Annotated in this window: 17 protein-coding genes, 1 tRNA gene and 3 rRNA genes; 20 read left to right on the plus strand and 1 reads right to left on the minus strand. The window is 59.6% G+C overall.

What is annotated here, in order from left to right; all coding sequences use genetic code 11:
* Positions 1 to 5: 5 nt before the first annotated feature.
* The 5 genes from DW892_RS04490 to DW892_RS04510 all read left to right on the plus strand — a co-directional run bounded on the left by DW892_RS04490 (position 6) and on the right by DW892_RS04510 (position 4,446).
* A complete protein-coding gene (locus tag DW892_RS04490) occupies positions 6 to 1,085 on the plus strand; it encodes a branched-chain amino acid ABC transporter permease (protein ID WP_117766006.1) in 1,080 nt (359 codons plus the stop codon).
* Positions 1,075 to 1,935, plus strand: a complete 861-nt coding sequence (locus tag DW892_RS04495) for an ABC transporter ATP-binding protein (RefSeq protein WP_117766008.1) — start codon at positions 1,075 to 1,077, stop codon at positions 1,933 to 1,935. Before DW892_RS04490 ends, DW892_RS04495 begins: the two co-directional genes overlap by 11 nt.
* 12 nt (positions 1,936 to 1,947) lie before the next feature.
* Positions 1,948 to 2,649, plus strand: coding sequence for an ABC transporter ATP-binding protein (locus DW892_RS04500; protein WP_035137222.1), 702 nt, complete (start codon positions 1,948 to 1,950; stop codon positions 2,647 to 2,649).
* 318 nt (positions 2,650 to 2,967) lie between these two features.
* Positions 2,968 to 3,645, plus strand: coding sequence for a copper homeostasis protein CutC (locus DW892_RS04505; RefSeq protein WP_117766010.1), 678 nt, complete (start codon positions 2,968 to 2,970; stop codon positions 3,643 to 3,645).
* A 3-nt stretch (positions 3,646 to 3,648) separates the two neighbouring features.
* Positions 3,649 to 4,446 carry a DUF4931 domain-containing protein gene (locus DW892_RS04510; RefSeq protein ID WP_117766014.1) on the plus strand — a complete coding sequence of 266 codons (798 nt, stop codon included), beginning with the start codon at positions 3,649 to 3,651 and terminating at the stop codon, positions 4,444 to 4,446.
* Positions 4,447 to 4,476: 30 nt separating this feature from the next.
* On the opposite strand, the gene DW892_RS04515 is transcribed toward DW892_RS04510, so the two are convergent.
* The gene (locus DW892_RS04515) at positions 4,477 to 5,475 is read right to left on the minus strand and encodes a bile acid:sodium symporter family protein (RefSeq protein ID WP_117766016.1); all 999 of its coding nucleotides are present in this window, start codon (positions 5,473 to 5,475) and stop codon (positions 4,477 to 4,479) included.
* Between the two features lie 276 nt (positions 5,476 to 5,751).
* Between DW892_RS04515 and recJ the strand changes: the two genes are divergently transcribed.
* The 15 genes from recJ (at position 5,752) to uvrB (ending at position 25,885) form a co-directional block, all read left to right on the plus strand.
* Entirely contained in the window at positions 5,752 to 9,039 is a 3,288-nt protein-coding gene (gene recJ / locus DW892_RS04520; RefSeq protein WP_117766018.1) for a single-stranded-DNA-specific exonuclease RecJ, read from the plus strand.
* 15 nt (positions 9,040 to 9,054) lie between these two features.
* Entirely contained in the window at positions 9,055 to 11,415 is a 2,361-nt protein-coding gene (locus DW892_RS04525) for a bifunctional (p)ppGpp synthetase/guanosine-3',5'-bis(diphosphate) 3'-pyrophosphohydrolase (RefSeq protein ID WP_117766020.1), read from the plus strand.
* A gap of 84 nt (positions 11,416 to 11,499) precedes the next feature.
* On the plus strand, positions 11,500 to 12,183 hold the full coding sequence (locus DW892_RS04530) for an MBL fold metallo-hydrolase (RefSeq protein WP_117766022.1): 684 nt from the start codon (positions 11,500 to 11,502) through the stop codon (positions 12,181 to 12,183).
* A 196-nt stretch (positions 12,184 to 12,379) separates the two neighbouring features.
* Positions 12,380 to 13,246 (plus strand): class II fructose-1,6-bisphosphate aldolase, encoded by an 867-nt coding sequence (fba, locus tag DW892_RS04535; RefSeq protein ID WP_117766024.1) that lies wholly within the window; start codon positions 12,380 to 12,382, stop codon positions 13,244 to 13,246.
* Between the two features lie 256 nt (positions 13,247 to 13,502).
* Positions 13,503 to 14,936: a transglutaminase-like domain-containing protein gene (locus DW892_RS04540; RefSeq protein WP_117766026.1), complete on the plus strand. Its 1,434-nt coding sequence runs from the start codon at positions 13,503 to 13,505 to the stop codon at positions 14,934 to 14,936.
* Between the two features lie 39 nt (positions 14,937 to 14,975).
* A tRNA-Leu gene (locus tag DW892_RS04545) sits at positions 14,976 to 15,062 on the plus strand.
* Between the two features lie 248 nt (positions 15,063 to 15,310).
* On the plus strand, positions 15,311 to 15,880 hold the full coding sequence (gene infC, locus DW892_RS04550; RefSeq protein ID WP_006234423.1) for a translation initiation factor IF-3: 570 nt from the start codon (positions 15,311 to 15,313) through the stop codon (positions 15,878 to 15,880).
* Between the two features lie 32 nt (positions 15,881 to 15,912).
* Positions 15,913 to 16,104 (plus strand): 50S ribosomal protein L35, encoded by a 192-nt coding sequence (rpmI, locus tag DW892_RS04555; protein WP_006234422.1) that lies wholly within the window; start codon positions 15,913 to 15,915, stop codon positions 16,102 to 16,104.
* Positions 16,105 to 16,150: 46 nt separating this feature from the next.
* The gene (rplT, locus tag DW892_RS04560; protein WP_006234421.1) at positions 16,151 to 16,510 is read left to right on the plus strand and encodes a 50S ribosomal protein L20; all 360 of its coding nucleotides are present in this window, start codon (positions 16,151 to 16,153) and stop codon (positions 16,508 to 16,510) included.
* Between the two features lie 537 nt (positions 16,511 to 17,047).
* A 16S ribosomal RNA gene (locus tag DW892_RS04565) occupies positions 17,048 to 18,553 on the plus strand.
* A 399-nt stretch (positions 18,554 to 18,952) separates the two neighbouring features.
* A 23S ribosomal RNA gene (locus tag DW892_RS04570) occupies positions 18,953 to 21,925 on the plus strand.
* Between the two features lie 144 nt (positions 21,926 to 22,069).
* A 5S ribosomal RNA gene (rrf, locus tag DW892_RS04575) occupies positions 22,070 to 22,185 on the plus strand.
* Together the 16S, 23S and 5S rRNA genes form the textbook arrangement of a ribosomal RNA operon.
* A gap of 192 nt (positions 22,186 to 22,377) precedes the next feature.
* Positions 22,378 to 23,019: a dephospho-CoA kinase gene (gene coaE / locus DW892_RS04580; RefSeq protein ID WP_117766028.1), complete on the plus strand. Its 642-nt coding sequence runs from the start codon at positions 22,378 to 22,380 to the stop codon at positions 23,017 to 23,019.
* On the plus strand, positions 23,012 to 23,593 hold the full coding sequence (locus tag DW892_RS04585) for a lytic transglycosylase domain-containing protein (RefSeq protein ID WP_117766030.1): 582 nt from the start codon (positions 23,012 to 23,014) through the stop codon (positions 23,591 to 23,593). The genes coaE and DW892_RS04585 overlap by 8 nt, the downstream gene beginning before the upstream one ends.
* A gap of 51 nt (positions 23,594 to 23,644) precedes the next feature.
* Positions 23,645 to 25,885, plus strand: coding sequence for an excinuclease ABC subunit UvrB (uvrB, locus tag DW892_RS04590; protein WP_117746698.1), 2,241 nt, complete (start codon positions 23,645 to 23,647; stop codon positions 25,883 to 25,885).
* Positions 25,886 to 25,921: the final 36 nt, after the last annotated feature.

Raw genomic sequence — 25,921 nt, forward strand, 5'->3', positions numbered from 1 at the left:
GCGTTATGAAGTTTCTTAAAGAAAAGCAGACGCGTCACGACTTTGTTACGTATGCCATGTGCATCGTGGCATTCGCCATCGTGTTCTTTATGCAGTCCAACCATATGATCCCGCGCATGATCGCCGGCCAGTTGGTCCCCATTACGGCCTACATCGTTATGGCCATCTCGCTCAACCTCGTTGTCGGCATCGCGGGCGACTTGTCGCTGGGCCACGCGGGCTTTATGAGCGTCGGCGCCTATACGGGCATCGTTACCGCGGTTGCCCTCGAGAGCGCCGTCCCCTCCGATCCAATACGTCTTGTCATCAGCATCGTGGTCGGCGCCATCGCTGCCGCTATCCTGGGCTTCTTGATCGGCATCCCGGTCCTTCGCCTGAGCGGCGATTACCTGGCTATCGTGACGCTGGCCTTTGGCGAGATCATCAAAGAGATCGTCACTTGCCTTATCGTGGGTGTCGACTCGCGCGGCCTGCACGTGATCTTTAACATCACGGGCAACTCTACGATCGACGACCTGCACCTGCTCGAGGACGGCACCGCCATCATCAAGGGCGCCCAGGGCGCCTCGGGCGTGTCGACGTACTCGACCTTCCTCGCCGGTGCCATCCTGGTCATGGTCGCACTCGTGATTGTGCTCAACCTGGTTCGCAGCCGTACCGGCCGTGCCATCATGGCCGTGCGCGATAACAAGATTGCAGCCGAGTCCGTAGGCATCTCCGTCACCGAGTACCGCATGATCGCCTTCGTGGTTTCCGCTGCCCTCGCCGGTGCTGCCGGAGCTCTCTTCGGCGGTAACTTCTCGCAGCTCTCCGCCACCAAGTTCGACTTCAACACGTCCATCCTCATCCTGGTGTTCGTGGTCCTGGGCGGCCTGGGCAACATGCGCGGCTCCGTCATTGCGGCCGCGCTGCTCACGGTGCTCCCCGAGCTGCTCCGTCAGTTCTCGGACTACCGCATGCTCATCTACGCCATCGTGCTGATCCTGGTCATGATCTTTACCAACAACCCGCAGCTCAAGGCGTTTTTCGGTCGCGTCAAGGATCGCCTTGTTCCCAAGAAGGAGGTGGCAGCCGATGCCCAGTAAGTTTGAGTTCAACAAGGGCAAGATGGTCCCGTATCCTTCTGGCGCCATTGTTCCCGATCGCGACCTGGGCCAGCGCCCGGCGCTCGAGTGCATCCACCTGGGCATTGAGTTTGGCGGCCTCAAGGCGGTCGACGACTTTAGCCTGACCATCGGCAAGACCGAAATCGCCGGTCTGATCGGCCCCAACGGCGCCGGTAAGACCACGGTTTTCAACCTGCTTACCAAGGTGTACCAGCCCACACACGGCACCATCCTGCTCGACGGCGAGGACACCTCGGGCAAGTCCGTCTATCAGGTCAACCGTATGGGCATTGCCCGTACCTTCCAAAACATTCGCCTGTTTAACACCATGACGGTGGAAGATAACGTAAAGGTCGGTCTGCACAACCAGGAGCGCTACTCCGGTTTTGAGGGCGTGCTGCGCCTGCCGACGTATTGGAAGCACGAGAAGGCCGCCCACGAGCGCGCCATGGAGCTGCTGTCCATCTTTGATATGGAGCATCTGGCAAACGAGCAGGCCGGATCGCTGCCTTACGGCGCCCAGCGTCGCCTGGAGATTGTCCGCGCGCTTGCCACCAACCCCAAGCTGTTGCTGCTCGACGAGCCTGCCGCCGGCATGAATCCGTCCGAGACCGCGGAGCTCATGGCGAACATCGTAAAGATCCGCGACACCTTTGGCATTGCCATCATGCTGATCGAGCACGACATGTCGCTCGTCATGAACATCTGCGAGGGCATCTGCGTGCTTAACTTCGGTAAGGTCATCGCCAAGGGCACGGCCGAGGAAATCCAGAACAACGAAGCCGTTATCGAGGCGTATCTGGGCAAGCAGGATAAGGGGGAGAACTAAATGGCAGAGCCGATGCTTTCCGTCTACAACATCAACGTCTGGTACGGCGCCATCCACGCCATCAAGGACATCTCCTTTAACGTCAACGAGGGCGAGATCGTGGCCTTGATCGGCGCGAACGGTGCCGGCAAGTCTACAACGCTTAAAACCGTCTCGGGCCTGCTGCGTTCCAAGACCGGCTCCATCAAGTTTATGGGCGAGGATATTACCCACACGCCTGCCGACAAGCTGGTGGGCAAGGGCCTGGCCCAGGTGCCTGAGGGCCGTCGCGCCTTTTTGCAGATGACGGTCGAGGAGAACCTGGAGATGGGCGCCTACACGCAGCCCAAGTCCACGGTTGCTCCGGGCCTTGAGCGCGTCTACGAGCAGTTCCCTCGCCTTAAGGAGCGCCGTCGCCAAGTCGCCGGTACCCTTTCGGGAGGCGAGCAGCAGATGCTCGTTATGGGCCGTGCCCTTATGAGTAACCCCAAGCTGCTCATGCTCGATGAGCCTTCCATGGGTTTGGCGCCGATTTTGATCGAGCAGATCTTCCAGATTGTCGAGGACCTGCACAAGGCCGGCACCACGGTGCTTCTGGTCGAGCAAAACGCGCAGATGGCGCTCTCGATCGCCACACGCGGCTACGTGCTCGAGACCGGCAAGATCACCATGACCGGCACGGGCCAAGAGCTCCTGCACGACGACAACGTCCGCAAGGCTTACCTGGGCGGTTAGGCGGTTCCGCCGTTCTACCGAACGGCGGACCAGTCGACGCTGCGCGGGCGCCAGAGCGACAACTTGTCATTCAAAGAGGGCGGCATGACCAGAAGGTCTATGCCGCCCTCTTTTCATGCCAATTTGTTCGCTCTGGCGCCCGCTCGCTGTCCGTCCTCTGCTTGCGGCGTTGCTTTGGTTCTGCCCCCTTTATGTTGCGGTGGAATAGGGACTAAATGGGAGTCTCAGAGGCCAAAACAGTCCCTATTCCACCGCAACTTCATGGGGATGTGTGACAATGCCCGTCGGAAAACATCTGCTGTCTTTGGGGGTCTATCTATGCTGTATGAGTTTTGTGCCGAGAACTTTGAGCGGGTGCCGGCAGCTATCGATGCCGGTGCGGGGCGCATTGAGCTGTGTGACAACCTCGCCGTCGGTGGAACCACGCCTTCTGCCGGCGTTATCAGCGCCACGGTCAACTACGCTCACGAGCACGATGCGCGCGTGATGTGCATGATTCGTCCGCGTGGCGGTGACTTTCATTACAACCAAGACGAGCTGCGCATGATGGAGATGGACCTGGGCCTTGCCGTAAGCGCCGGCGTTGACGGCTTGGTCTTTGGCTGCTGCAAGCCCTGCGCTGGCGGATGGGCGCTCGATGAGCTTACGTTGGGCGCCCTCGTGATGGCCGCGGGCTGCGCGACCGAGGAATGCAAGCGTGAGCCCATCGACATCACCTTCCACATGGCGTTTGATCAGCTCTCGCCCGAGGCTCAGCTCGACGCCGTCGGCACACTCGCCGATTGCGGCGTTACGCGCATCCTGACGCACGGCGGTGCCGCCGGCACGCCGATCGAGGACAACCTTGAGCATCTGTCGCGTCTTATCGAGTGTGCGGGAGACCGCCTGACCATCCTTCCCGGCGGCGGCATTTCCACGGCCAACCGCGATACCGTGGCGGCGGCACTGGGCGTCTCCGAGCTCCATGGCACCAGGATCGTGCCACTGGAGGTATAACCCGTGGCGCTGGTATTTGACGTTCAGCAGGCGAACGGTAAGCCCGACGACAACCGTCGTCCCGGCACCGCGTGCCCCTTTTGCGATACAGAAGGGCTCACCGACATCATTCGCCGTGATGGCGATTGCATTTGGCTCGAGAATAAGTTCAAGACCCTGCGCGCCACCCGTCAAACCGTGCTGATCGAGTCGGCCGATCACGATGCCGACCTGGTGACCTATGAGCCGGATGAACTCCACCATGTGATGCGGTTTGCCCTGGGTTGCTGGCAGCAGATGATCGATTCACAGCAGTATCGAAGCGTGCTCATGTACAAGAACAAGGGTCCGCTCTCGGGCGGTAGTCTCGTTCATCCGCACATGCAGATTGTGGGTTTTGAGCAGGAAGACGGCTACACTTCGCTGACTTCTGCCAATTTCGAAGGCATCAATGTCTGGCAACAGGGGAGAATCGCGGTCAACATCTCAACCGAGCCCATCATGGGATTCTTTGAGGTCAACGTCTCGGCTCCACAGGGAATCGCCGCCAGCGACGACGCCCACGACCAAGCCGAGGCAGACCTGTTTGCCGATGCGATTCAGGTGGTTCTGCGCTACATTTTGCGCGAACACCATGGCGGTCGCGCAGAGTCGTACAACCTGTTCTTCTATCACCTGGACGGTCGGACCATTGCCAAGGCGCTGCCGCGTTGGGTGGTTTCGCCCTACTTTGTGGGCTATCGTTTGGCCCAGGTCAATGCCGAGACGACGCTCGATATCGATGCTGAGCGTCTGCGCGCACGCCTGGAGGCGCTTGCATAGCCAAAGGCTCGGCCTCGCGCCTGTGGCTGGCTATTTCGCCATTACGCTGCGGCCAGCCTCGACCCGCTTGCGCTGGGCGGCGCGCTCCTCGCCGGTCAGGCGCTCAAAGAGATGCCCGATAATTGAGGCCAACACCTGCTGAAACAGCGTTCCGCACATGACGGGAAACACGACTTCGCCCGGGAAGTACTGCGTGGCGATGACGGCGCCCGAAGAGATGTTACGCATGCCGCAGGTAAAGCACATGGTAGTCGTCTCGCTATATGGCAGATGGAGCGCACGAGCGACCAGAAAACCGACGACAAAGCCGCTGATGGCGAAGGTCAAAATAAAGAGGGCGACTTCTAGGCGCACCGCGTTCATGTGCAGCACGTACTCGCTCATGGCGGTGGAGTTGGACGCGATGACGCCCATCATCATGAACTTGCAGGCGGGCGAGAGCGCGGGGGAGAGTTTCTCGTGTCCCCATCCGCGCGTGAGTTCGTTGATCACGATGCCGAGCACGGCGGGGATGGCGATCATAAAGGCCATGTCTTGCATCATGCTCGGCACATCGATCGAGACGGTGGCACCCAGCAAGAGCTTAAGCGTGAGCGGAATCGTCACAGGGGAGATAACCGAGGACGTCAGGATGATGGTGAGCGCGAGCGGGCCGTTGCCGCCGAACATGCTAATCCACATAAAGGCAGTGACTGCCACGGGCACGCTGTACTCGAGCACGATGCCGCAGACAAGGTTGGGGTTGGAGCCAAAGAAGAGTGACCCTATGGCATACGCCGCGATGGGGATGAGCACAGCCGAGACAAATAACGCCAAAATCAAATGTAGCGGACGGCGGAACACCTCGGTTACCTGGTGGAAGGTGTTGCTGAGCGCACCCTGAAACGTCATAAAGGCAAACAGGGCGGGAACGATGGGCTTGAGCACGCCGATCTGCTGGGGAAAGAGCACGCCGAGCGCCACGCAAATCGGAACGATGATTTGCATGTGCCCCGCGAGAAATTTGCCCAGTCCAACCCACTGCTTCATATGCGCTTGCGACTCCCTTTGCTCGTGAATCCGTTTTGAATGGATATGCTAGACGCTCGCATGCGTCCGTGCGTCAGAAACGCTTGATTATTTCGAGGCTATTACCGGCATCGTTTATCGAAACCGCGGCGTGCTGCGGCGATTGGCGTCCGCACTGCACGGTATAATAAATCCGTTCAACAGATCTGCCTGCCGAAGCGGGCATACACAGAGGACTCATCGCTATGAACCGTGAGAGGTATCGCGGCGACCTGCCCCTATCGGGGGTGGGTGCCTATGTCATCGCTTAAGACGACGCATCGCTGGGCGGTCGCTCAGCAAAACCCCGAGCTCGAAAAGGAGCTTTCGGCTGGTCTGGGCATTCCCGGGCTGGTGGCGCGCATTATGGTCGCGCACGGCATTGGCTCCATCAAAGAGGGCCAATTGTTTTTGACGCCTTCGCTCGATCGCGACTGGGCCGACCCACTCATTATCCCGGGCATGTCGGTCGTTGCCGACCGCGTCGAGCGTGCTATTCGCAACCACGAGCACATTGCAGTCTTTGGCGATTTTGACGTTGACGGTATTACGTCGACCTGTCTGTTGACCGAGGCGCTGCGCACGTTTGGCGCCGATGTCACGCCGTTTATTCCGCATCGCTTTGATGAGGGCTACGGTCTTTCGCGCGCGGCACTCGACCGCGTTAACGAGCTCGCTCGCCCCCAGCTGATCGTGACCGTCGATAACGGCATTGCCGCCAAGGAAGAGGTTTCCTATCTGGAGAGCCTGGGAATCGACCTGGTGGTCACGGACCATCACGAGCCCTCCGATCAGGTGCCGCAGGGCGTGCCCCTGACCGACCCTAAGCTCGAGGACGAGGGCCCCTCGCGCGAGCTTGCCGGTGCCGGTGTGGCGCTCAAGCTGGTGCAGGTTTTGGGTGAGCGTCTGGGCAAGCCGTCGTATTGGCGTTCGTTGATTGAGGTCGCGGCGCTGGGTACCGTGTCCGACATGATGCCGCTCACGTCCGAGAACCGCGCGCTGGTCGCCGAGGGCATCCAGCAGATGCGCGTGACGGCTCGTCCCGGCTACATCGCGCTGGCGGCGCTCGCCAAGGCCGACCTCTCTAGCATTACGGCCGATGGCCTGTCGTTTTCGCTCATCCCTCGCCTGAATGCTGCCGGCCGCATGGCTGATCCCAAGCTGGCGCTCGACCTGCTGCTTGCCCGCGATCCTATCGAGGCAAGCGCGCTGGCGGCCGAGCTCGAGGAGATCAACCGCCAGCGCCGCGAGATCGAGGCGGAGCTCACGCGCGATGCCATGGCGAAGGTCGAGGAGACCTATGACGGCGGGCGCGCAATCGTCGTGGGCGGCGAGGGCTGGCACGAGGGCGTCAAGGGCATCGTGGCGAGCCGCCTGACCAATCGCTATCACGTGCCGGCGCTGCTCTTCTCGATCGAGGACGGCATTGCACGCGGATCGGGCCGCTCGGTGGGCAAAGTCAACCTGTTCGACGCCGTCGAGCGTTGCTCCGACCTGCTGATTCGTCGCGGCGGGCATGCCGGTGCGGTGGGTGTGACCATCGAGGCATCCAAGCTCGATGAGTTCCGCCGTCGCCTTTCGGCCGTGCTATCGGAGCTTCCCGCCGATGACTTTGAGGACACTGATGAGGTTGCCGCCACCGTTGACCTCTCCGAGCTGAATATCGAGACTATCGAGCAGATTTCTCGTCTTGAGCCGTTTGGCCAGGGCAATAAGGTGCCGCTTCTGGCCGCCGAGGGCGTGACGATGTGCGATCGCGCCGTGGTGGGCAAAACCGGCGAGCACATGCGCTTTGTGGCGACCGATGGCGCCGCGAGTGTGCCGGCCATCATGTTCCGCGTGCCGCAGATCGATAAGCTCATCAATTGCGACAGCGCCGTCGACTTGGTGTTCGAGGCCGTGGCCGAGCATTGGCAGGGACGCGTGAAGCCCAAGCTCATGATCAAAGATGTCTTGGTGCGCGATACCACGGCGTCCAATATCGACGATCCGGCATGTGAACTTCGCCGCGGCGTGCAACCGGCGGATTCTGGCCTGCGCCTGGAGTCGCGTAAGCGCGAGACACTCGCCCAGCTTTCTTATACCGAGCTGACGCGCTCGCTTATCCATAGCTTTATCGGCTCGAACCAGCCGCACCGCGTGCAGGTCGAGGCGCTCGATGCCCTGGCCGATCACCAAAGTGTTCTGGCCGTTATGGGAACGGGGCGCGGCAAGTCGCTCATCTTCCATGTGCATGCCGCGCGCGAGGCGGTCCTTCGCGGGCGTGCGAGCATCTTTGTCTATCCGCTGCGTGCGCTCGTTGCCGACCAGGCCTATCACCTCTCGTCGACGATGGCAGCGCTTGGCATTGGCGTTGGCGTGCTGACCGGCGAGACCGTGGAGGCCGCACGCGATGACGTGTTCGCCGGTCTAGCTTCGGGCCGCACCGGTATCGTGCTCACGACGCCCGAGTTCCTGTCTATCCACCGTGACCGTTTCGCGCGTTCGGGCCGCATCGGCTTTGTCGTTATCGATGAGGCGCACCACGCCGGCCTTGCCAAGGGCGGCGACCGTAGCGCCTATCTTGACATGCCCGATATCCTCAAAGCCCTGGGCGACCCGGTCGTTATGGCTGCGACGGCCACCGCGACGGCTCCGGTCGTGGCCGAGCTTGCCCGCATGTTGCCGATCACTCGCACGGTGGTCGACGAGACGGTGCGCGAGAACCTGCAGCTCGAGGACGACCGCGACCTTGCGAGCCGCGAGAACCGTTTGGTGTCGATCGTGGCGACGGGGGAGAAGACCGTCATTTACGTCAATTCGCGCGACCAGTCCGTGGCGCTCGCCAAGACGTTGCGCAAGCGTGTGCCCGATTGCGCAACCCATATCGCGTTCTATAACGCGGGGCTTGCGCGTTCCGATCGCCGTCGCGTGGAGGAAGCATTCCGAGACGGAAGCCTCAGCTGCATCGTTTCGACCTCTGCCTTTGGTGAGGGCGTGAACCTGCCCGATATCCGCCATGTCGTGCTCTACCACATGCCCTTTGGCGGCATTGAGTTTAACCAGATGAGCGGACGCGCCGGTCGCGATGGCCGGCCCGCCGTGATCCACCTGCTCTATTCGTCGCGCGACGCCCGCATTAACGAGCGCCTACTCGACTGCTATGCGCCCGAGCGCGACGAGCTCGTCACGCTCTATCGCGCGCTGCAAACCATGTGGCGCTCCAACCGCGGCAAGACCGGAGACGACTCGTTTAGTGCGAGCGATATCGATATTGCGCAGATGTGCCTTGCCATCGATGCTCGCACGCCGGTCGACGAGCGCTCGGTGGAAAGTGGCCTGGGAATCTTCGAAGAGCTTGGTTTCTGTCGAGTTTCGGGGTTTGACGACACTCGTCGCATCGCGATGGCCGAAAACCCCGGCCGCGTGCAATTGAGCAGGTCAATTCGCTATTTGGAGGGCTTGCGCTCGCGCATGGAGTTCTCGGCTTTCCGGAGTTGGGCGCTCGATTCGTGTGCTTCTGATATGCTAGCCAAAGTTAACCGCCCGATCGTACCGCGGGCCTAGGGGAAGGGGACCTCGATGGATACCGCAGCCCGTACCGCCCATGATTCCACCCTCCAGCCGTTCTCGGAGATGGAGCACTATAAGCATGCCGATGAGCTGCCGCCCGAGATTATGGCGGACAGCTACGACAAGCTGGAGCGCTTGTGCCTCAAATATATGAATGAGGACGACTTTTCTAAGGTGGAGCAGGCCTACTGCTTTGCTGCCGAGAAGCATTGCAACCAAAAGCGGCGCTCGGGTGAGATGTACATCAACCATCCCGTCGAGGTGGCCATCATTTTGGCTGATCTCAAGATGGACTGCGATGTGGTGTGCGCCGCGCTGCTGCACGATACCGTCGAGGACACCGAAACCTCGCTTGCCGACGTTTCCGGCCTGTTTGGTGAAACCGTGGCAGAGCTCGTCGACGGCGTGACCAAGCTCACCAATATCGAAGTCGACAGCATGGACGAGAAGCAGGCCCTCACGCTGCGCAAGATGTTCCTTGCCATGTCCAAGGACATTCGCGTCATCATCGTTAAACTTGCCGATCGTCTGCACAACATGCGAACGCTGGCAGCCCTGCGCGAGGATCGTCGCCTGTTTAAGGCTCGCGAGACCATGGACGTGTATGCGCCCCTGGCCGACCGCCTGGGCATGAGCTCTATTAAGTGGGAGCTCGAGGACCTGTCCTTCTTCTACCTGGAGCCCGACGCCTACCAGCGCATCGCGCGCATGGTGGCTGAATCGCGCGAGGTTCGCGAGCGCTATCTGGCCGAGACCATCAAGACGCTCACCGATGAGCTCAACCGCATTGGCCTGGAGGGCTTCCAGATTAATGGCCGCTCCAAGCACTATTGGTCCATCTACCAAAAGATGAAGCGCAAGGGCAAGGAATTCTCCGAGATCTACGACCTGGTGGCACTGCGCGTCATCACGCATTCGGTGCGCGATTGCTACTCCACGCTCGGCGCGGTGCACACACTATGGCACCCCATGCCCGGTCGTTTTAAAGACTATATTGCCATGCCCAAGGTCAACAACTACCAGTCGCTCCATACGACGGTTATCGGCCCCACAGCTCGTCCGCTCGAGATTCAGATTCGAACCTACGAGATGCATGAGCAGGCCGAGTACGGCATTGCCGCCCACTGGCTCTATAAGAAATCGGGCGGATCGTCTGCTTCCAAGACCAATGACGCTCAACGTTTGGACGACCAGATTAACTGGCTCAAACATTCGCTCGATTGGGCGGCTTCTGACGAGATTACCGACGCCAAGGAATACCTGCATTCGCTGAAGGTCGACCTCTTCGATCAGGAGATTTTCGTCTTTACGCCCAAGGGTGAGGTCATGGCGCTTCGTGCCGGCTCTACGCCGCTCGACTTTGCCTATGCCGTTCACACCGAGGTGGGCAACCACTGCGTCGGCGCCAAGATCAACGGTGCGGTCGCGCCGCTCACGCACGAGATCAAGACGGGCGACCGTGTCGAGATTCTGACCAACAAGAGTTCCAAGCCGTCGCGCGATTGGCTCAAGATCGTTAAGACACCTTCCGCCAAGTCAAAGATCCGCCGCTATTTTGCCGCTGCGACCAAGGACGACGACGCTGCCGCCGGTCGCGATATGCTGGCCAAGGACCTGCGTAAGCGTGGCTATGGCATTTCTACGCCGCGTTCGACGCGTGCACTCAACGCCGTGGCGGAGCAGTTTAACTTCAAGCAGCTCGAGGACCTGTTTGCCGCCGTCGGCGCCGGCAAGGTTGCCCCGCGCGCTGTGGGCAACAAAGTCGAGCAGATCTTGGATCCCAAGCCCGAGGAACAGCTCACCAAGGCCGAGGCTATCGCCGAGGTCGTGAAGCAGCCCGCTCGCGGCTCCAACCGCAAGCCGCAAAAGCGCGGCAAGAGCGCCAGTAACGGCATTATCGTCAAGGGCGAGAGCAACAGCGGTCTGCTGGTCCGTTTGGCGCATTGCTGCAATCCGGTGACGGGCGACGATATCGTGGGCTTCATCACGCGCGGCCGCGGCGTCTCGGTGCACCGTGCCAACTGCCCCAACGTCAAGGGTCTTATGGAACACCCCGAGCGCATGATTGACGTTGAGTGGGACGGCGCTGCCGACACCCTCTTCCAGGTCGAGATCGTGGTCGAGTGCCTGGACCGCATGGGCCTGCTCAAGGATGTCACCATTGCCATTGGCGATGCGGGCGGCAATATCCTTTCCGCCGCCACGTCGACCAACCGCGAGGGTATTGCAACCCTGCGCTTTATGGTCGAAATCTCGGACGCGAGTGGTCTGGATCCGCTGCTGGCTTCTATCAGCAGCGTTGACTCGGTCTACGACGCGCGCCGCCTGATGCCCGGCGAGGGTGGAGCCCAGCTTAAGCGCCGCGTTTAGTCGCGACGAACGTGTCACATTATCGATATTCGCTACACTCGAGGCATCGTTTGATGCCTCGAGTTCTATAGAGGGGAGAGGGACATGAGTGCTGTGTCCTTGGATTTAACTCCCAAGGGATCGGTCGAGATCGAGACGCTCGTAAACGGTCCCATTCAGACCAATAGCTATGCTGTTATTTCGGATAATGAGTGCGTGATTATCGATCCCGCATGGGAAGGCGAACGCCTGGTGGAGCATATTCGAGCCGAGCATCCCGGCGTACGCGTGTTTGGCGCCGTATGCACTCATGGCCATGCCGATCATGTTGGTGGTGTTGCAGGCGTGCGAACCACCGTTGGCGAGGGCTGCCAGTATGAGCTGTGTGCTAAGGATGTGGCGGTGCCGCATGCGAACATCGAGGAACAGCGAGCTATGTGGGGCATTGAGACGCCTGACCCCGGGGAGCCGACGCACCTGCTCGCCGAGGGAGATGCTATCGAGGTGGGCGATATCTACCTGCAGGTGATCGAGACGCCAGGGCATACGCCGGGCGGGATCGTCTTGTTTGCTGCCACCGAGCAGGGGAACATTGCCTTTGTGGGCGACACCCTGTTTCCGGGTGGGCACGGCCGCACCGATCTTTCTGGAGGAGACGAGGCGGCGATTCTGCGCTCGCTCTCCAAGCTCGCCCGGCTTCTCCCGCCCGATACCGTTTGCCTAACCGGTCATGGCGATTCGACCACCATGGCACGCGAACTCATTCAGAACCCTTTCATGCAGATGTAGCTTAATAGTCGGCTTTTGAAGCACGAGAAGCGTCCAAACGTCAAGCTATTTTTCCCCAACGGGTCGATTTCGTAGGGCAAACGGTCAAAAAAAAGTCTGTTTGGACGATATTCGTGAACAAACGAACGTTTATGCTCGGGTGCGCCGTGGTAAAATCTCAGGCGTTATCGGAGCAACCTTACAGGAGGTTTCTTTTATGCTCGTCAACGCAGCAGACATGCTCAAGAAGGCCGAGGCCGGCAAGTACGGTCTTGGTGCCTTCAACACCAACAACCTCGAGTGGACCCTGGCTATTCTCCAGGCCGCCGAGGAGGCCAAGTCTCCGCTGATCCTTCAGTGCACCGCTGGTGCCGCTAAGTGGATGGGCGGTTTCAAGGTCTGCGCCGACATGGTCAAGGCTGCCGTCGAGGCCACGGGCGTTACCGTTCCCGTCGCCCTTCACCTCGATCACGGTTCTTACGAGGACTGCTTCAAGTGCATCGAGGCCGGCTTCACGTCCATCATGTATGACGGCTCTCACGAGGAGACCTTCCAGCTTAACCTCGACCGCACCAAGGAGCTCGTTGAGCTTGCCCACTCCAAGGGCATGTCCATCGAGGCCGAGGTCGGCGGCATCGGCGGTACCGAAGACGGCGTGACCTCCAACGGCGAGCTCGCTGACCCCGCTGAGTGCAAGCAGATTGCTGATCTGGGCGTTGACTTCCTCGCCTGCGGCATCGGCAACATCCACGGCGTGTATCCCGCCGACTGGGCCGGTCTTTCCTTCGAGCGTCTGGGCGAGATCAAGGCCCAGACCGGCGACCTGCCCCTCGTCCTGCACGGTGGCACCGGCATCCCCGAGGATCAGATCAAGAAGGCCATCTCCCTGGGCATCTCCAAGATCAACGTCAACACCGACCTGCAGCTCGTCTTCGCCAAGGGCGTCCGCGAGTACATCGAGGCTGGCAAGGATCAGCAGGGCAAGGGCTTCGACCCCCGCAAGCTCCTCAAGCCTGGTCGCGACAACATTGTTGCTCGCACCAAGGAGCTCATGGAGGAGTTTGGCTCCGTCAACAAGGCGTAAGTAGCGGTTTAACTTCCCGCCGGAGGCCCCGTTTCCCCTACGCTGTTTCCCTCGCGCTCACCTGGCTTCGCCAGAAGTCGCGCGACGGAATCAGCTCCGGGGAAACGGGGCCTCCTTTGTTAACTTGCTACAGGGTTACTGGTCTGATTTTAGTTATATGGTTACCGTTCAGCGGTGTTGATGGCTCCCTTGTTGGGGCTTTCTTTTTATCTCGCTACAATGGGCTTCAAGCGTTCTAGTGACTTGGAGTTTTGGTATGGCTGTTATTAATGTACTGCCTTCGGATGGGAAGGTTATTGACGAGGGTCCTGTTGGCTGCTCTGTTGATGTTTGCAGTGATGATTTTCGCCATCTCGATATTGGGCTACCGCCTGAGATTCTTCGTCTTAAGGATGCCGGGTATTTGACGCAGGCTGTTGCTGCCTGCGATCGCCTTTTGGAGCAGAACCCCGAGCCTTCGCTGGCTGCTTGTGTTCGTGCCGAGCGGTATCGCATGCTCGAGACGCCGCTTCATTTTTCGGTGTCGCGCGATCAGGCTATTGCGATGATTCGCGAGGAGTGGCCAGAGTTTATCGAAGAGCAGTTTGATGACCTGATTAATCGTAAGCGTATTGACTGGCGCTTTATCGATGGCGAGCTGTTCGTTCTCGACAACTTCCTTGATTCTTTGCGCGTGTATCCCAAGGAGGTTCCGGGTCTGCGCCCCGATTCTACGGATGGTATGGCGCTGCGCAATCAGATGCTTAAGGAGATGGAATCGCAAGGCGGGCTGTCTCGCGCCATTACGCTCAAGGCATGCGTGTCTGTTCCTGGTGCTCTGGAGGGAGAGACTGTTCGCTCGTGGCTACCCGTTGCCGCCGCCTGTCGTCAACAGTCTCATATCGAGGTTCTCGATATGACGCCGGAGGGTGCTGTTGCCCCCGCGAATGCTTCGGCGCGTACCGCCTCGTGGTCTTCTTCGAGTGAGCGCTCATTCTCGGTGACCTATCGCTATCAAATTGATGCCGCTTATCGTGATGTCTATGGGGGTGCGCTTCCGGTGCATCCTTGCATGGACGTGCCACTGCCCGTGGACACCTCCGAGGACCGTCCGCACATTGCATTCACGCCGTATCTGCAGCAGCTGACGGCCCGTGTCATTGACGGGCTCGAGGATCCGCTCGATCGCGCCCGTGCTATCTATGATTACCTGACGCAGCATATCGACTATCGCTATCAGCCGCCGTACCTGCTTTTGGGATCTATTGCCGATGACTGTGCGCACTCGCTCCGCGGCGATTGCGGCATTATGGCGCTCACGTTTATCACCATGTGCCGCATCGCGGGCGTTCCTGCCCGTTGGCAGAGCGGCCTGTATGTTGCGCCCGATTCGGTGGGGCCGCACGATTGGGCTGAGTTCTATACTCCACAGACCGGTTGGCTTAACGCCGACGTATCGTTTGGTTCCTCGGCACGCAGGATGGGGGAGGAGTGGCGTCGTCGTCACTACTTTGGCAATCTCGACCCGTGGCGCATGGTGGCCAATAATCGATTCCAGGCTGAATTTGTGCCTGCTTTCGACGGCATGCGCGAGGACCCTTACGATAACCAGATGGGTGAGGCTTCGGTCAACGGTCGCGGATGCCGTCGGCGCGAGATGCTCCGCTCGGTCGAACTCATCGAAATGCTTGAAGTTCCATTTTCGGACTAATCAACAGAAAGCTGTGATAAACTAACTCACGCATTACGTGCCCGAGTGGCGGAATTGGCAGACGCAGTGGACTCAAAATCCACCGTTGGCAACAACGTGCGAGTTCGAGTCTCGCCTCGGGCACCATACATGCGAGTGAGCGTTCAAGGGGGTCAAGGCCCCCTTTTTCGTGTACGTAATGTGATAACGCGCAGTACGTGTTATTATTCGCAAGGCGTTGTTCCCGCAATGCCCTAAAGAGGAACCCGAGGGCTCCCACCTTTTGGCGCCAATGAGCAGCTGACTGGTCATACAACTTAGATTCCCTTCCTCATATTGAGGATGTCTATGTGTACGACCTGGTTGCAAAGAAGCGCCGGGTTATTTTTTTATGAATGGAGGTAGGGAAAATAGCTAAGTCTGATGACACCCGCATCAACGACGAGATCACTGCATCTTCGTGCCGTTTGATTGGCGTCGATGGCTCTCAGCTCGGCCTGTTCGCCATCCGCGATGCCCAGCGCGTCGCCGACGATCAGGGTCTCGACCTGGTCGAGATCGCTCCCAACGCGGAGCCGCCGGTCTGCAAGGTCATGGACTACGGTAAGTTCAAGTACCAGCAGGCCATGAAGGCCAAGGCTGCTCGTAAGAACCAGTCCAAGGTCGAGGTCAAGGAAATGAAGTTCCGACCCAAGATCGACGTTGGCGACTACGAGACCAAGAAGGGCCACGTTCTGCGTTTCCTCAAGAAGGGCGCACGCGTTAAGATCACCATCATGTTCCGCGGCCGTGAGATGGCTCACCCGGAGCAGGGCCTTAACGTTCTCGAGCGTCTCGCCGAGGATCTCAAGCCTTACGCTACGGTCGAGTCCAAGCCTAAAATGGAAGGCCGTAACATGCTTATGCTGCTCGCCCCGATTAAGGGCGCCTTCGATGAGGATAAAGCGGCAAGCGATACCAAGTAACTAGTGTTCTGTAACCGATTAAGGAGTATTTCATGCCTAAGATGAAGTCCCACAGCGGCACCAAGAAGCGTTTCCGCAAGACTGGTACCGGCAAGCTTATGCGCGCCAAGGCTTTCAAGAGCCACATCCTGAGCAAGAAGTCCACCAAGCGTAAGCGTGGCTTCCGTCAGGAGACCGAGATCGCCGCTGCCGACCGCAAGGTCATCAAGTCGCGTCTCGCCTAAGTTCGCGTTCCCGTTTTTCGTTTTACCGTCTAGGAGTTGATAGAACATGGCACGTATTAAGCGCGCTGTTGCCGCCAAGAAGAAGCGCCGTACCGTTATGCACCGTGCGAAGGGTTACTACGGTGCCGCTTCGCGTACTTACAAGCATGCTAAAGAGCAGGTCCAGCACTCCCTGCAGTATCAGTATCGTGATCGCCGCAACAAGAAGCGCGAGATCCGTTCTCTCTGGATCACTCGTATCAACGCTGCTGCTCGCCTGAACGACATCTCTTACTCTCAGTTCATGCACGGCCTGAAGGTTGCCGGCATCGAGCTCGACCGCAAGGTCCTGGCTCAGATGGCTTACGAGGACATCGAGTCCTTCAACGAGCTGGCTACCATCGCCAAGAAGGCTCTCGAGGCCTAATAGATTCTCTTGAATCGCTAGGGGAGTGTCGCGTTGTGCGCGGCGCTCCCTCTTTTTATCTGAAGCGCGGTTTACATTGCTAAAAGCGCGGGTAAATAAACACATACAGGTGACCGATCTCGATATATTCCTGAACCAAAGGGTCATCATCTGATACGTGCGGAAGATCCGCACCAGTCTTTCTATTACCTATAGAAAGCAATATGTTGTGTAGGACTTGTGAAGAGTGGAATTGACGTCCCACAGGGCTTCGCGGTCTGGCAATATATCTCCTTGCCGCGCGGCCCGGTCGGACCGGATCAGCCGCGGGGCGTGCACCTTGAGAACCGGATACTGCGAGGATGGACACTGACTCCAGTGTCGCATCCGGGCAGACATCGAACCATTTGAAATGGTCTAACTTGGATTTGTTTTTCGCAAGGCCGCCGAGAGGCGGCCCCGAGAAATTCCTTTTCCTATACTAAAACCATATGAATCGAACGGAACCGATCAGCGATGGACTGAGAGGACCGGACGGGCTCGAAGCCCAGAATATTTTGGACGGAGAGTTCGATCCTGGCTCAGGATGAACGCTGGCGGCGCGCCTAACACATGCAAGTCGAACGGCACCCACCTCCGGGTGGAAGCGAGTGGCGAACGGCTGAGTAACACGTGGAGAACCTGCCCCCTCCCCCGGGATAGCCGCCCGAAAGGACGGGTAATACCGGATACCCCGGGGTGCCGCATGGCACCCCGGCTAAAGCCCCGACGGGAGGGGATGGCTCCGCGGCCCATCAGGTAGACGGCGGGGTGACGGCCCACCGTGCCGACAACGGGTAGCCGGGTTGAGAGACCGACCGGCCAGATTGGGACTGAGACACGGCCCAGACTCCTACGGGAGGCAGCAGTGGGGAATCTTGCGCAATGGGGGGAACCCTGACGCAGCGACGCCGCGTGCGGGACGGAGGCCTTCGGGTCGTAAACCGCTTTCAGCAGGGAAGAGTCAAGACTGTACCTGCAGAAGAAGCCCCGGCTAACTACGTGCCAGCAGCCGCGGTAATACGTAGGGGGCGAGCGTTATCCGGATTCATTGGGCGTAAAGCGCGCGTAGGCGGCCCGGCAGGCCGGGGGTCGAAGCGGGGGGCTCAACCCCCCGAAGCCCCCGGAACCTCCGCGGCTTGGGTCCGGTAGGGGAGGGTGGAACACCCGGTGTAGCGGTGGAATGCGCAGATATCGGGTGGAACACCGGTGGCGAAGGCGGCCCTCTGGGCCGAGACCGACGCTGAGGCGCGAAAGCTGGGGGAGCGAACAGGATTAGATACCCTGGTAGTCCCAGCCGTAAACGATGGACGCTAGGTGTGGGGGGACGATCCCCCCGTGCCGCAGCCAACGCATTAAGCGTCCCGCCTGGGGAGTACGGCCGCAAGGCTAAAACTCAAAGGAATTGACGGGGGCCCGCACAAGCAGCGGAGCATGTGGCTTAATTCGAAGCAACGCGAAGAACCTTACCAGGGCTTGACATATGGGTGAAGCGGGGGAGACCCCGTGGCCGAGAGGAGCCCATACAGGTGGTGCATGGCTGTCGTCAGCTCGTGTCGTGAGATGTTGGGTTAAGTCCCGCAACGAGCGCAACCCCCGCCGCGTGTTGCCATCGGGTGATGCCGGGAACCCACGCGGGACCGCCGCCGTCAAGGCGGAGGAGGGCGGGGACGACGTCAAGTCATCATGCCCCTTATGCCCTGGGCTGCACACGTGCTACAATGGCCGGTACAGAGGGATGCCACCCCGCGAGGGGGAGCGGATCCCGGAAAGCCGGCCCCAGTTCGGATTGGGGGCTGCAACCCGCCCCCATGAAGTCGGAGTTGCTAGTAATCGCGGATCAGCATGCCGCGGTGAATGCGTTCCCGGGCCTTGTACACACCGCCCGTCACACCACCCGAGTCGTCTGCACCCGAAGTCGCCGGCCCAACCGAGAGGGGGGAGGCGCCGAAGGTGTGGAGGGTGAGGGGGGTGAAGTCGTAACAAGGTAGCCGTACCGGAAGGTGCGGCTGGATCACCTCCTTTCTAGGGAGATACATTCTTAGAGAGAAAACACTTTAACTCGAATAGAGGGCAGGAGCCCGTCCGGTAGATGTCCGCCAGGATGATTCCCCGCAGCACCCGGTCCCCGGGGTCGCACCCGCGTACCTTGAGAGCCGCATAGCGATAGGAGAGAGATGGAAGATCCGAATCTTCCAGACTCGATTCTTTTCTGCGATTTATCAGACAGAATGATAGCAATCATTCATCCGATCCAAACAAGAAGAATTCACTTATATATGAGTGAGGAGCATCTGATCGCGAGCACAGTCAACTACTGTGCCGCGGTATGAGATACCCGAATTGCGACATACGAGCGCTATTCATGATATCGATTAATTAATTTTAGCGACACGTGGATATCCCGCGGGCCCGAGAGCGGTCCCGCAAGATACCACGGGCGCACGGCGGATGCCTTGGCACAGGGAGCCGATGAAGGACGCGGCAAGCTGCGATAATCCCCGGCGAGGAGCACACATCCTTCGACCCGGGGGTCTCCGAATGGGCGAACCCATCCGTAGCAGTACGGATATCCCGACCCTGAACACATAGGGGCCGGGAGGACAACCCGGGGAACTGAAACATCTAAGTACCCGGAGGAGAGGAAATCAATCTCGAGACTCCCCGAGTAGCGGCGAGCGAAAGGGGACCGATGGCCAAACCGTCGAGCGGGCGTACCCGGCAGGGGTTCCGCCGACGGGGTTGCAGGGCCGCGCATCCGGGGGCTGCCGCCCCCGGGCGCAGGTCCGGCTGGGGAGCGGAACGGCATGGGAGGGCCGGCCGCAGCGGGTGACAGCCCCGTACGCGAACCCAGACCGGACGGCGCGACGCGGTCCCTGAGTAGGGCCGGGCACGTGAAACCCGGTCCGAACCTGGGTGGACCACCATCCAAGCCTGAGTACTACCCTGTGACCGATAGCGCACCAGTACCGTGAGGGAAAGGTGAAAAGCACCCCGGGAGGGGAGTGAAACAGTACCTGAAACCGTGCGCCCACGAGCAGTCGGAGCACCTATATGGTGTGACGGCGTGCCTTTTGTAGAATGAGCCAGCGAGTCGCTGGCGCGGGGCGAGGTTAACCGAAAGGGAGCCGGAGCGAAAGCGAGCCTTAACAGGGCGACTTGAGTCCCGCGCCGCGGACGCGAAGCCGGGTGAGCTATCCGTGGGCAGGCTGAAGCGGGGGTAAGACCCCGTGGAGGGCCGAACGCACGTCGGTTGAAAACGGCGGCGATGACCTGCGGATAGGGGTGAAAGGCCAATCAAACCCGGAGATATCTCGTTCTCCCCGAAATAGCTTTAGGGCTAGCGTCGCGCGTTCACCGCCGGAGGTAGAGCACCGGATGGACGAGGGGGCTTCGCCGCCTACCGAATCCAACCGAACTCCGAATGCCGGCGGCCCAGAGCGCGGCAGTCAGAGCATGTGGGCTAAGCTGTGTGCTCGAGAGGGAAACAGCCCGGACCGCCCGCTAAGGTCCCCAAGTTCCAGCCGAGTGGCAAAGGATGTGCGTCCGCCCAGACAACCAGGATGTTGGCTTAGAAGCAGCCATGCATTCAAAGAGTGCGTAACAGCTCACTGGTCGAGTGGACATGCGCCGACAATACACGGGGCTAAGCTGGACACCGAAGCGGCGGGATTTTGATTTTCAGAATCGGTAGGGGAGCTTCCCATGGGCGGGGAAGCCGCCGGGCGACCGGCGGTGGAGCGCATGGGAGTGAGAATGCTGGCATGAGTAGCGAGAGACGAGAGAGTAACTCGTCCGCCGTGAACCCGAGGTTTCCTGGGCAAGGCTAATCCTCCCAGGGTCAGTCGGGGGCTAAGGCGAGGCCGGGAGGCGTAGCCGACGCGCAGCAGGCAGACATTCCTGCACCGCGCACGCGGCGCTACGACCGACGGGGCGACGGATGGGGGTGGCTCGGCGGGGTTCTGGACGTCCCCGTGATGGAGCGCGGCCCGCGGACCAGGGAAATCCGGTCCGCACGAGGGCGAGGCTCCGGACGAAGCGATCAAGCGAAGCGAGTGAGCCCGAGGTCCCTAGAAAAACCCCTAGGCAGGCGCGTGCGCGCCCGTACCGCAAACCGACACAGGTGGGTGGGTAGAACATACCGAGGCGATCGGGTCAACCATGGTCAAGGAACTCGGCACAATGGCCCCGTAACTTCGGGAGAAGGGGTGCCCGCGCGTACGTGAACGGACTTGCTCCGGGAGCGGAGGCGGGCCGCAGTGGAGAGGCCCAAGCGACTGTTTACCAAAAACACAGGACTCTGCAGAAGCCGCAAGGCGACGTATAGGGTCTGACGCCTGCCCGGTGCCGGAAGGTCACGCGGAGGAGTTAGCCGCAAGGCGAAGCCCCGAAGCCAAGCCCCGGTAAACGGCGGCCGTAACTATAACGGTCCTAAGGTAGCGAAATTCCTTGTCGGGTAAGTTCCGACCTGCACGAAAGGCGCAACGACTTGGGCGCTGTCTCGACCATGGACCCGGTGAAATTGCACTGGTCGTGAAGATGCGACTTACCCGCGGAAGGACGGAGAGACCCCGTGAACCTTCACTGCAGCTTGGCATTGGCCGCTGGTCCCGCGTGTAGAGGATAGGCAGGAGGCACAGATCCGGAGGCGCCAGCCCCCGGGGAGCCGCCCTTGGAATACTGCCCTCGCGCGACCGGCGTCCTAACCCGAGGCCGTCGACCGGCTCGGGGACCGTGCCAGGCGGGCAGTTTGACTGGGGCGGTCGCCTCCTAAAGGGTAACGGAGGCGCGCGAAGGTCCGCTCGGGACGGTCGGCAACCGTCCTTTTGAATGCAAGAGTACAAGCGGGCTTGACTGCGAGGCCAACAAGCCGAGCAGGTGCGAAAGCAGGCTCTAGTGATCCGGCGGCCCCGAGTGGGTGGGCCGTCGCTCAACGGATAAAAGGTACTCCGGGGATAACAGGCTGATCTTGCCCAAGAGTCCACATCGACGGCAAGGTTTGGCACCTCGATGTCGGCTCATCGCATCCTGGGGCTGGAGCAGGTCCCAAGGGTACGGCTGTTCGCCGTTTAAAGCGGTACGCGAGCTGGGTTCAGAACGTCGTGAGACAGTTCGGTCCCTATCCTCCGTGGGCGCAGGAGAATCGATGGAGGCTGCCCCCAGTACGAGAGGACCGGGGTGGACGCACCTCCGGTGAACCGGTTGTCGACCAACGGCACGGCCGGGTAGCCGCGTGCGGCGCGGATAACCGCTGAAGGCATCTAAGCGGGAAGCCGTTCCAGGGATTAGTTCTCCTTCCGGTAAGGGCCCAGGTAGACTACCTGGTCGATAGACGGCAGGTGCAAGGACGGCGACGTCCTCAGCCGAGCCGCACTAATCGCCCGAGCTCTTCCGGAACCGCACCTCGCGGCCCGCGGGACTTCGCGCTCATGCGCGGTCCGGGCACGAGGATGCCCCCGAGTCATCTCCCCTATGCGCCATGCGGCCCCCAGGGCACGTGAGTAGACACCCGGACACCGTAACGGTGGGCGCCGCCCACCGGTCAGCGGCCAGAGCATGGGGGGCACGCCCGGTCCCGTTCCGAACCCGGAAGCTAAGCCCCATCGCGCCGAGAGTACTGCGGGGCCAGCCCGTGGGAGGCCAGGGCGCCGCTGACCGGTGGACGGCACCGAGCCGTCGGATGACTTGAAGAAGGGGGAGGCCTCGCGGCCTCCCCCTTTTTTGCGTTATATACACGTTGTGCTTTGGGACCTAGCTTCCCCGTATGCGCTCTTACTGTTTGGCTGTTTTTTGAGTCCATCTAGTTTATTTGAGCGATAATTACTCGCATTGGCGTTAGGGAGGGCTTGATGTTTACCGTATTTGTCTTGGGCAATATTGCTTCGGGTAAGTCGACTGCCTGCCGCTATTTCGAATCTCGTGGCGCTATGCTTATCGATCTGGATGAGCTTGCAAAATCGCTGTATGTGCCGGGCTCTAATATCGTCAATGCTCTCGCGGATGAATTCGGTTGGGACATTTTGGATGAGGAAGGCGGCATTCGCCGCAGCATCCTCGCCTCTCGAGCTTTCGCTTCTCCTGATTCGGTCGCACGGCTCAATGGCATTGTGCATCCCGTTCTGATTGAACAGCTTTCGCTTAGGATTCTCGATCCGGTTTGTTGTACGGTTTCATCACCCCGTTACCCCTTTGCGGTGGTTGAGGTTTCTGCTCCGACTGGTTTTGAGGATGCATTTGGCTTGGCTGATGAAATTCTGGTCATTAGCGCCCCTTTGTCAGTTCGTCGCGAGCGCGCTATTCAACGTGGCATGGAGCCATCTGATTTCGATGCCCGTTCTGCTTGCCAGCCCGATGAGTCTGCGCTGTGCAATCTCGCTACAACGGTGATTGATAATTCGGCAGCCGATGATTCGCTCTTTGAGCAGCTTGACTCATGGCTTGCATGCCACGGGTTTATAGATACTGCGGATAAGGAGGAGGCCGATGCCTAAGGCACGTTTCTTTACGTGGTATCGCGTGGCACCACTTGCCGTTGTGTTCGTCTTCGGCCTTATTTCGCTCGTCTACTCGTGTGCCCCTGCCGCTTTCTTTAAGCCGCTGTATCCGATTGACTACGAGGCTTATGTAAAGCAATCCAGTATTTCGCATAATCTGGATCCGTATCTGGTGTGCGCTGTCATTAAGTCGGAATCGAATTGGGACCCCGAGGCCGAGTCGAATCAGGGTGCTCAGGGATTGATGCAGCTGATGCCCGAGACTGCCCAGGATATGATCGCCAAGGGCCTTGTCGACGGAGGGGAGTATTCGGCCGACAATCTTAACGATCCGGCTACGAATATCGAGTTTGGCTGCGCATACCTCTCGTATCTTCTCGCCTATTTCAACGGGTCGACGGATAGTGCCATCGCCGCCTATAACGCCGGTATGGGCAATGTCGACGGATGGGCGCAGCAGAACACGTCACTCCATAATGCGATTACCTTCCCTGAAACTCAGGCTTATCTGATTCGCGTCAATAATGCCTGGGTTCGATATAAGACTCTCTATCCCGATCGGTTCGTATAGGACTAAGCCCACCGCCCGCGTATACTGCAGATGTATGAGTTAGGAGTATCCATGGCGGAATTTGAAGTAGAACGCGTTGGTGGTGAACTTAAGCGCTTTGGCGTTGAGGGCGCTGATGTGCCGTTTAAGGTCGTGTCTCCATACGAGCCCGCTGGTTCCCAGCCTAAGGCCATTGAGTCACTTGTGCGGGGCGTGAGGGACGGAGACCGCTATCAGGTTTTGCTGGGTGTGACTGGTTCGGGTAAGACTTTTACGATGGCCAAAACCATTGAGGCCTTGGGTAAGCCGACCCTTGTCATGGCTCCGAATAAAACGCTCGCCGCTCAGCTTGCGAGCGAGCTCAAAGAGTTCTTTCCCAATAACGCTGTGGTCTACTTCGTCTCGTACTACGACTACTATCAGCCCGAGGCGTATGTGCCGCAAAGCGATACATATATCGAGAAAGACTCCTCGATTAACGAAGAGGTCGAGATGCTGCGCCATCAGGCGACCGCGTCACTGCTCTCTCGACGTGATGTGATCGTTGTCGCATCGGTCTCGTGTATCTATGGCATTGGCTCTCCTGAGGACTATGCGGGTCTGGCTCCAAACGTCGACAAGAAGGTGCCGCTCGAGCGCGATGACTTTATCCATGCACTTATCGACATTCAATATGATCGCAATGACTATGACCTGGCACGTGGCACGTTCCGCGTGCGCGGCGATGTTGTTGACGTGTATCCGCCTTATGCCGAGCATCCGTTGCGGTTTGAGTTCTTTGGCGACGAGGTCGAGCTGATTGCCGAGATCGATGAGGTCACCGGTGAGATGCTTCGTGAGTACGAGGCCATTCCCGTATGGCCGGCATCGCACTACGTGACCGAGAAGCCGAAGGTCAAGGCGGCTCTGAAATCGATCAGCGAAGAGTGCGAGAAGCGCGTGGCGGAGCTCAAGGCGACCGACAAGTTGCTCGAGGCGCAGCGTCTGCAGCAGCGTACCGATTATGATCTTGAGATGCTCGAGACGATGGGCTTTTGCAACGGCATCGAGAACTACTCGCGTCATCTGGACGGTCGCAAGCCGGGTGAGCCGCCGTTTACCCTAATCGATTACTTTCCCAAGGATATGCTCTGCATCATCGATGAGAGCCATGTGACGGTGCCGCAGATTCGCGGCATGCACGAAGGTGACCGCTCGCGTAAGGTGACGCTGGTGGAACACGGTTTTCGCCTGCCCTCGGCGCTCGATAACCGCCCGCTTCGTTTCGATGAGTTTGAGGCAAGGATCCCCCAGTTTATCTATGTTTCGGCCACGCCGGGCGACTACGAGCTGCGGGTGAGCCAAAACGACGTGGAGCAGATTATTCGTCCGACAGGCCTGCTCGACCCCAAGATTGACGTGCGTCCAGTTCGCGGTCAGATTGACGATCTTGAGGACGAGATTCGCGAGCGCGTTGCCCGCAAGGAGCGCGTGCTGGTGACTACGTTGACCAAGCGCATGGCCGAGGACCTGACCGACCATCTACTTGATGCGGGCATTAAGGTCAATTACATGCACTCTGATACGGCGACAATGGACCGTGTCGAGATCCTGCGAACGCTGCGCGAGGGCAAGATCGATGTTCTCGTTGGCATCAACCTGCTTCGCGAGGGCTTGGATCTTCCCGAGGTCTCACTGGTGGCAATTCTCGATGCCGATAAGGAAGGCTTCTTGCGCAACCGCCGTTCGCTGATTCAGACGATTGGCCGTGCGGCCCGTAACGCCGATGGCGAAGTCATCATGTATGCAGACGTTGTGACCGATTCGATGAAAGAGGCCATCGAGGAGACACAGCGCCGTCGCGAGATTCAGATGGCATATAACGAAGAACATGGCATTGTGCCCAAGACAGTGCGCAAGGCCATCAACGACATCTCAAGTTTTATTGCCGAGGCCGAAAAAACTGTGGGCTCCAAGGGACGCTCGAAGGGCGACTCTCTTGGCCATGGCGCATTCTATACGCCCGATGAGTCGGGCGAGGGCGGTGTGCCGGAAACGGTGGCGCCCGAGCAGACACTTGCGGAGCAGTTGGAAGAACTGCCGCATGACGAGCTTGTGCGGATCGTCGAAACCATGGAAGAGGATATGCGTAACGCTTCTGCCGCTATGGACTTTGAGGAGGCGGCGCGCCTGCGCGATGCTGTCGTTCAGATTCGGGCGATGCTCGAGGGTGCGTCTGAGGACGAGACGATCGAGCGCTTACGCTCGCAGGCCCGCAAGGGTTCCACGTTCGCATCGGGCAGAAAACGCCAGGGTGCACGGTTTAAGAAATAGCGAACAGGCCCCGAGTTCCCTGTGGAGCTCGGGGCC

The sequence above is a fragment of the Collinsella sp. AM40-7AC genome, assembly GCF_003468125.1.
GTDB lineage: Bacteria > Actinomycetota > Coriobacteriia > Coriobacteriales > Coriobacteriaceae > Collinsella > Collinsella aerofaciens_O.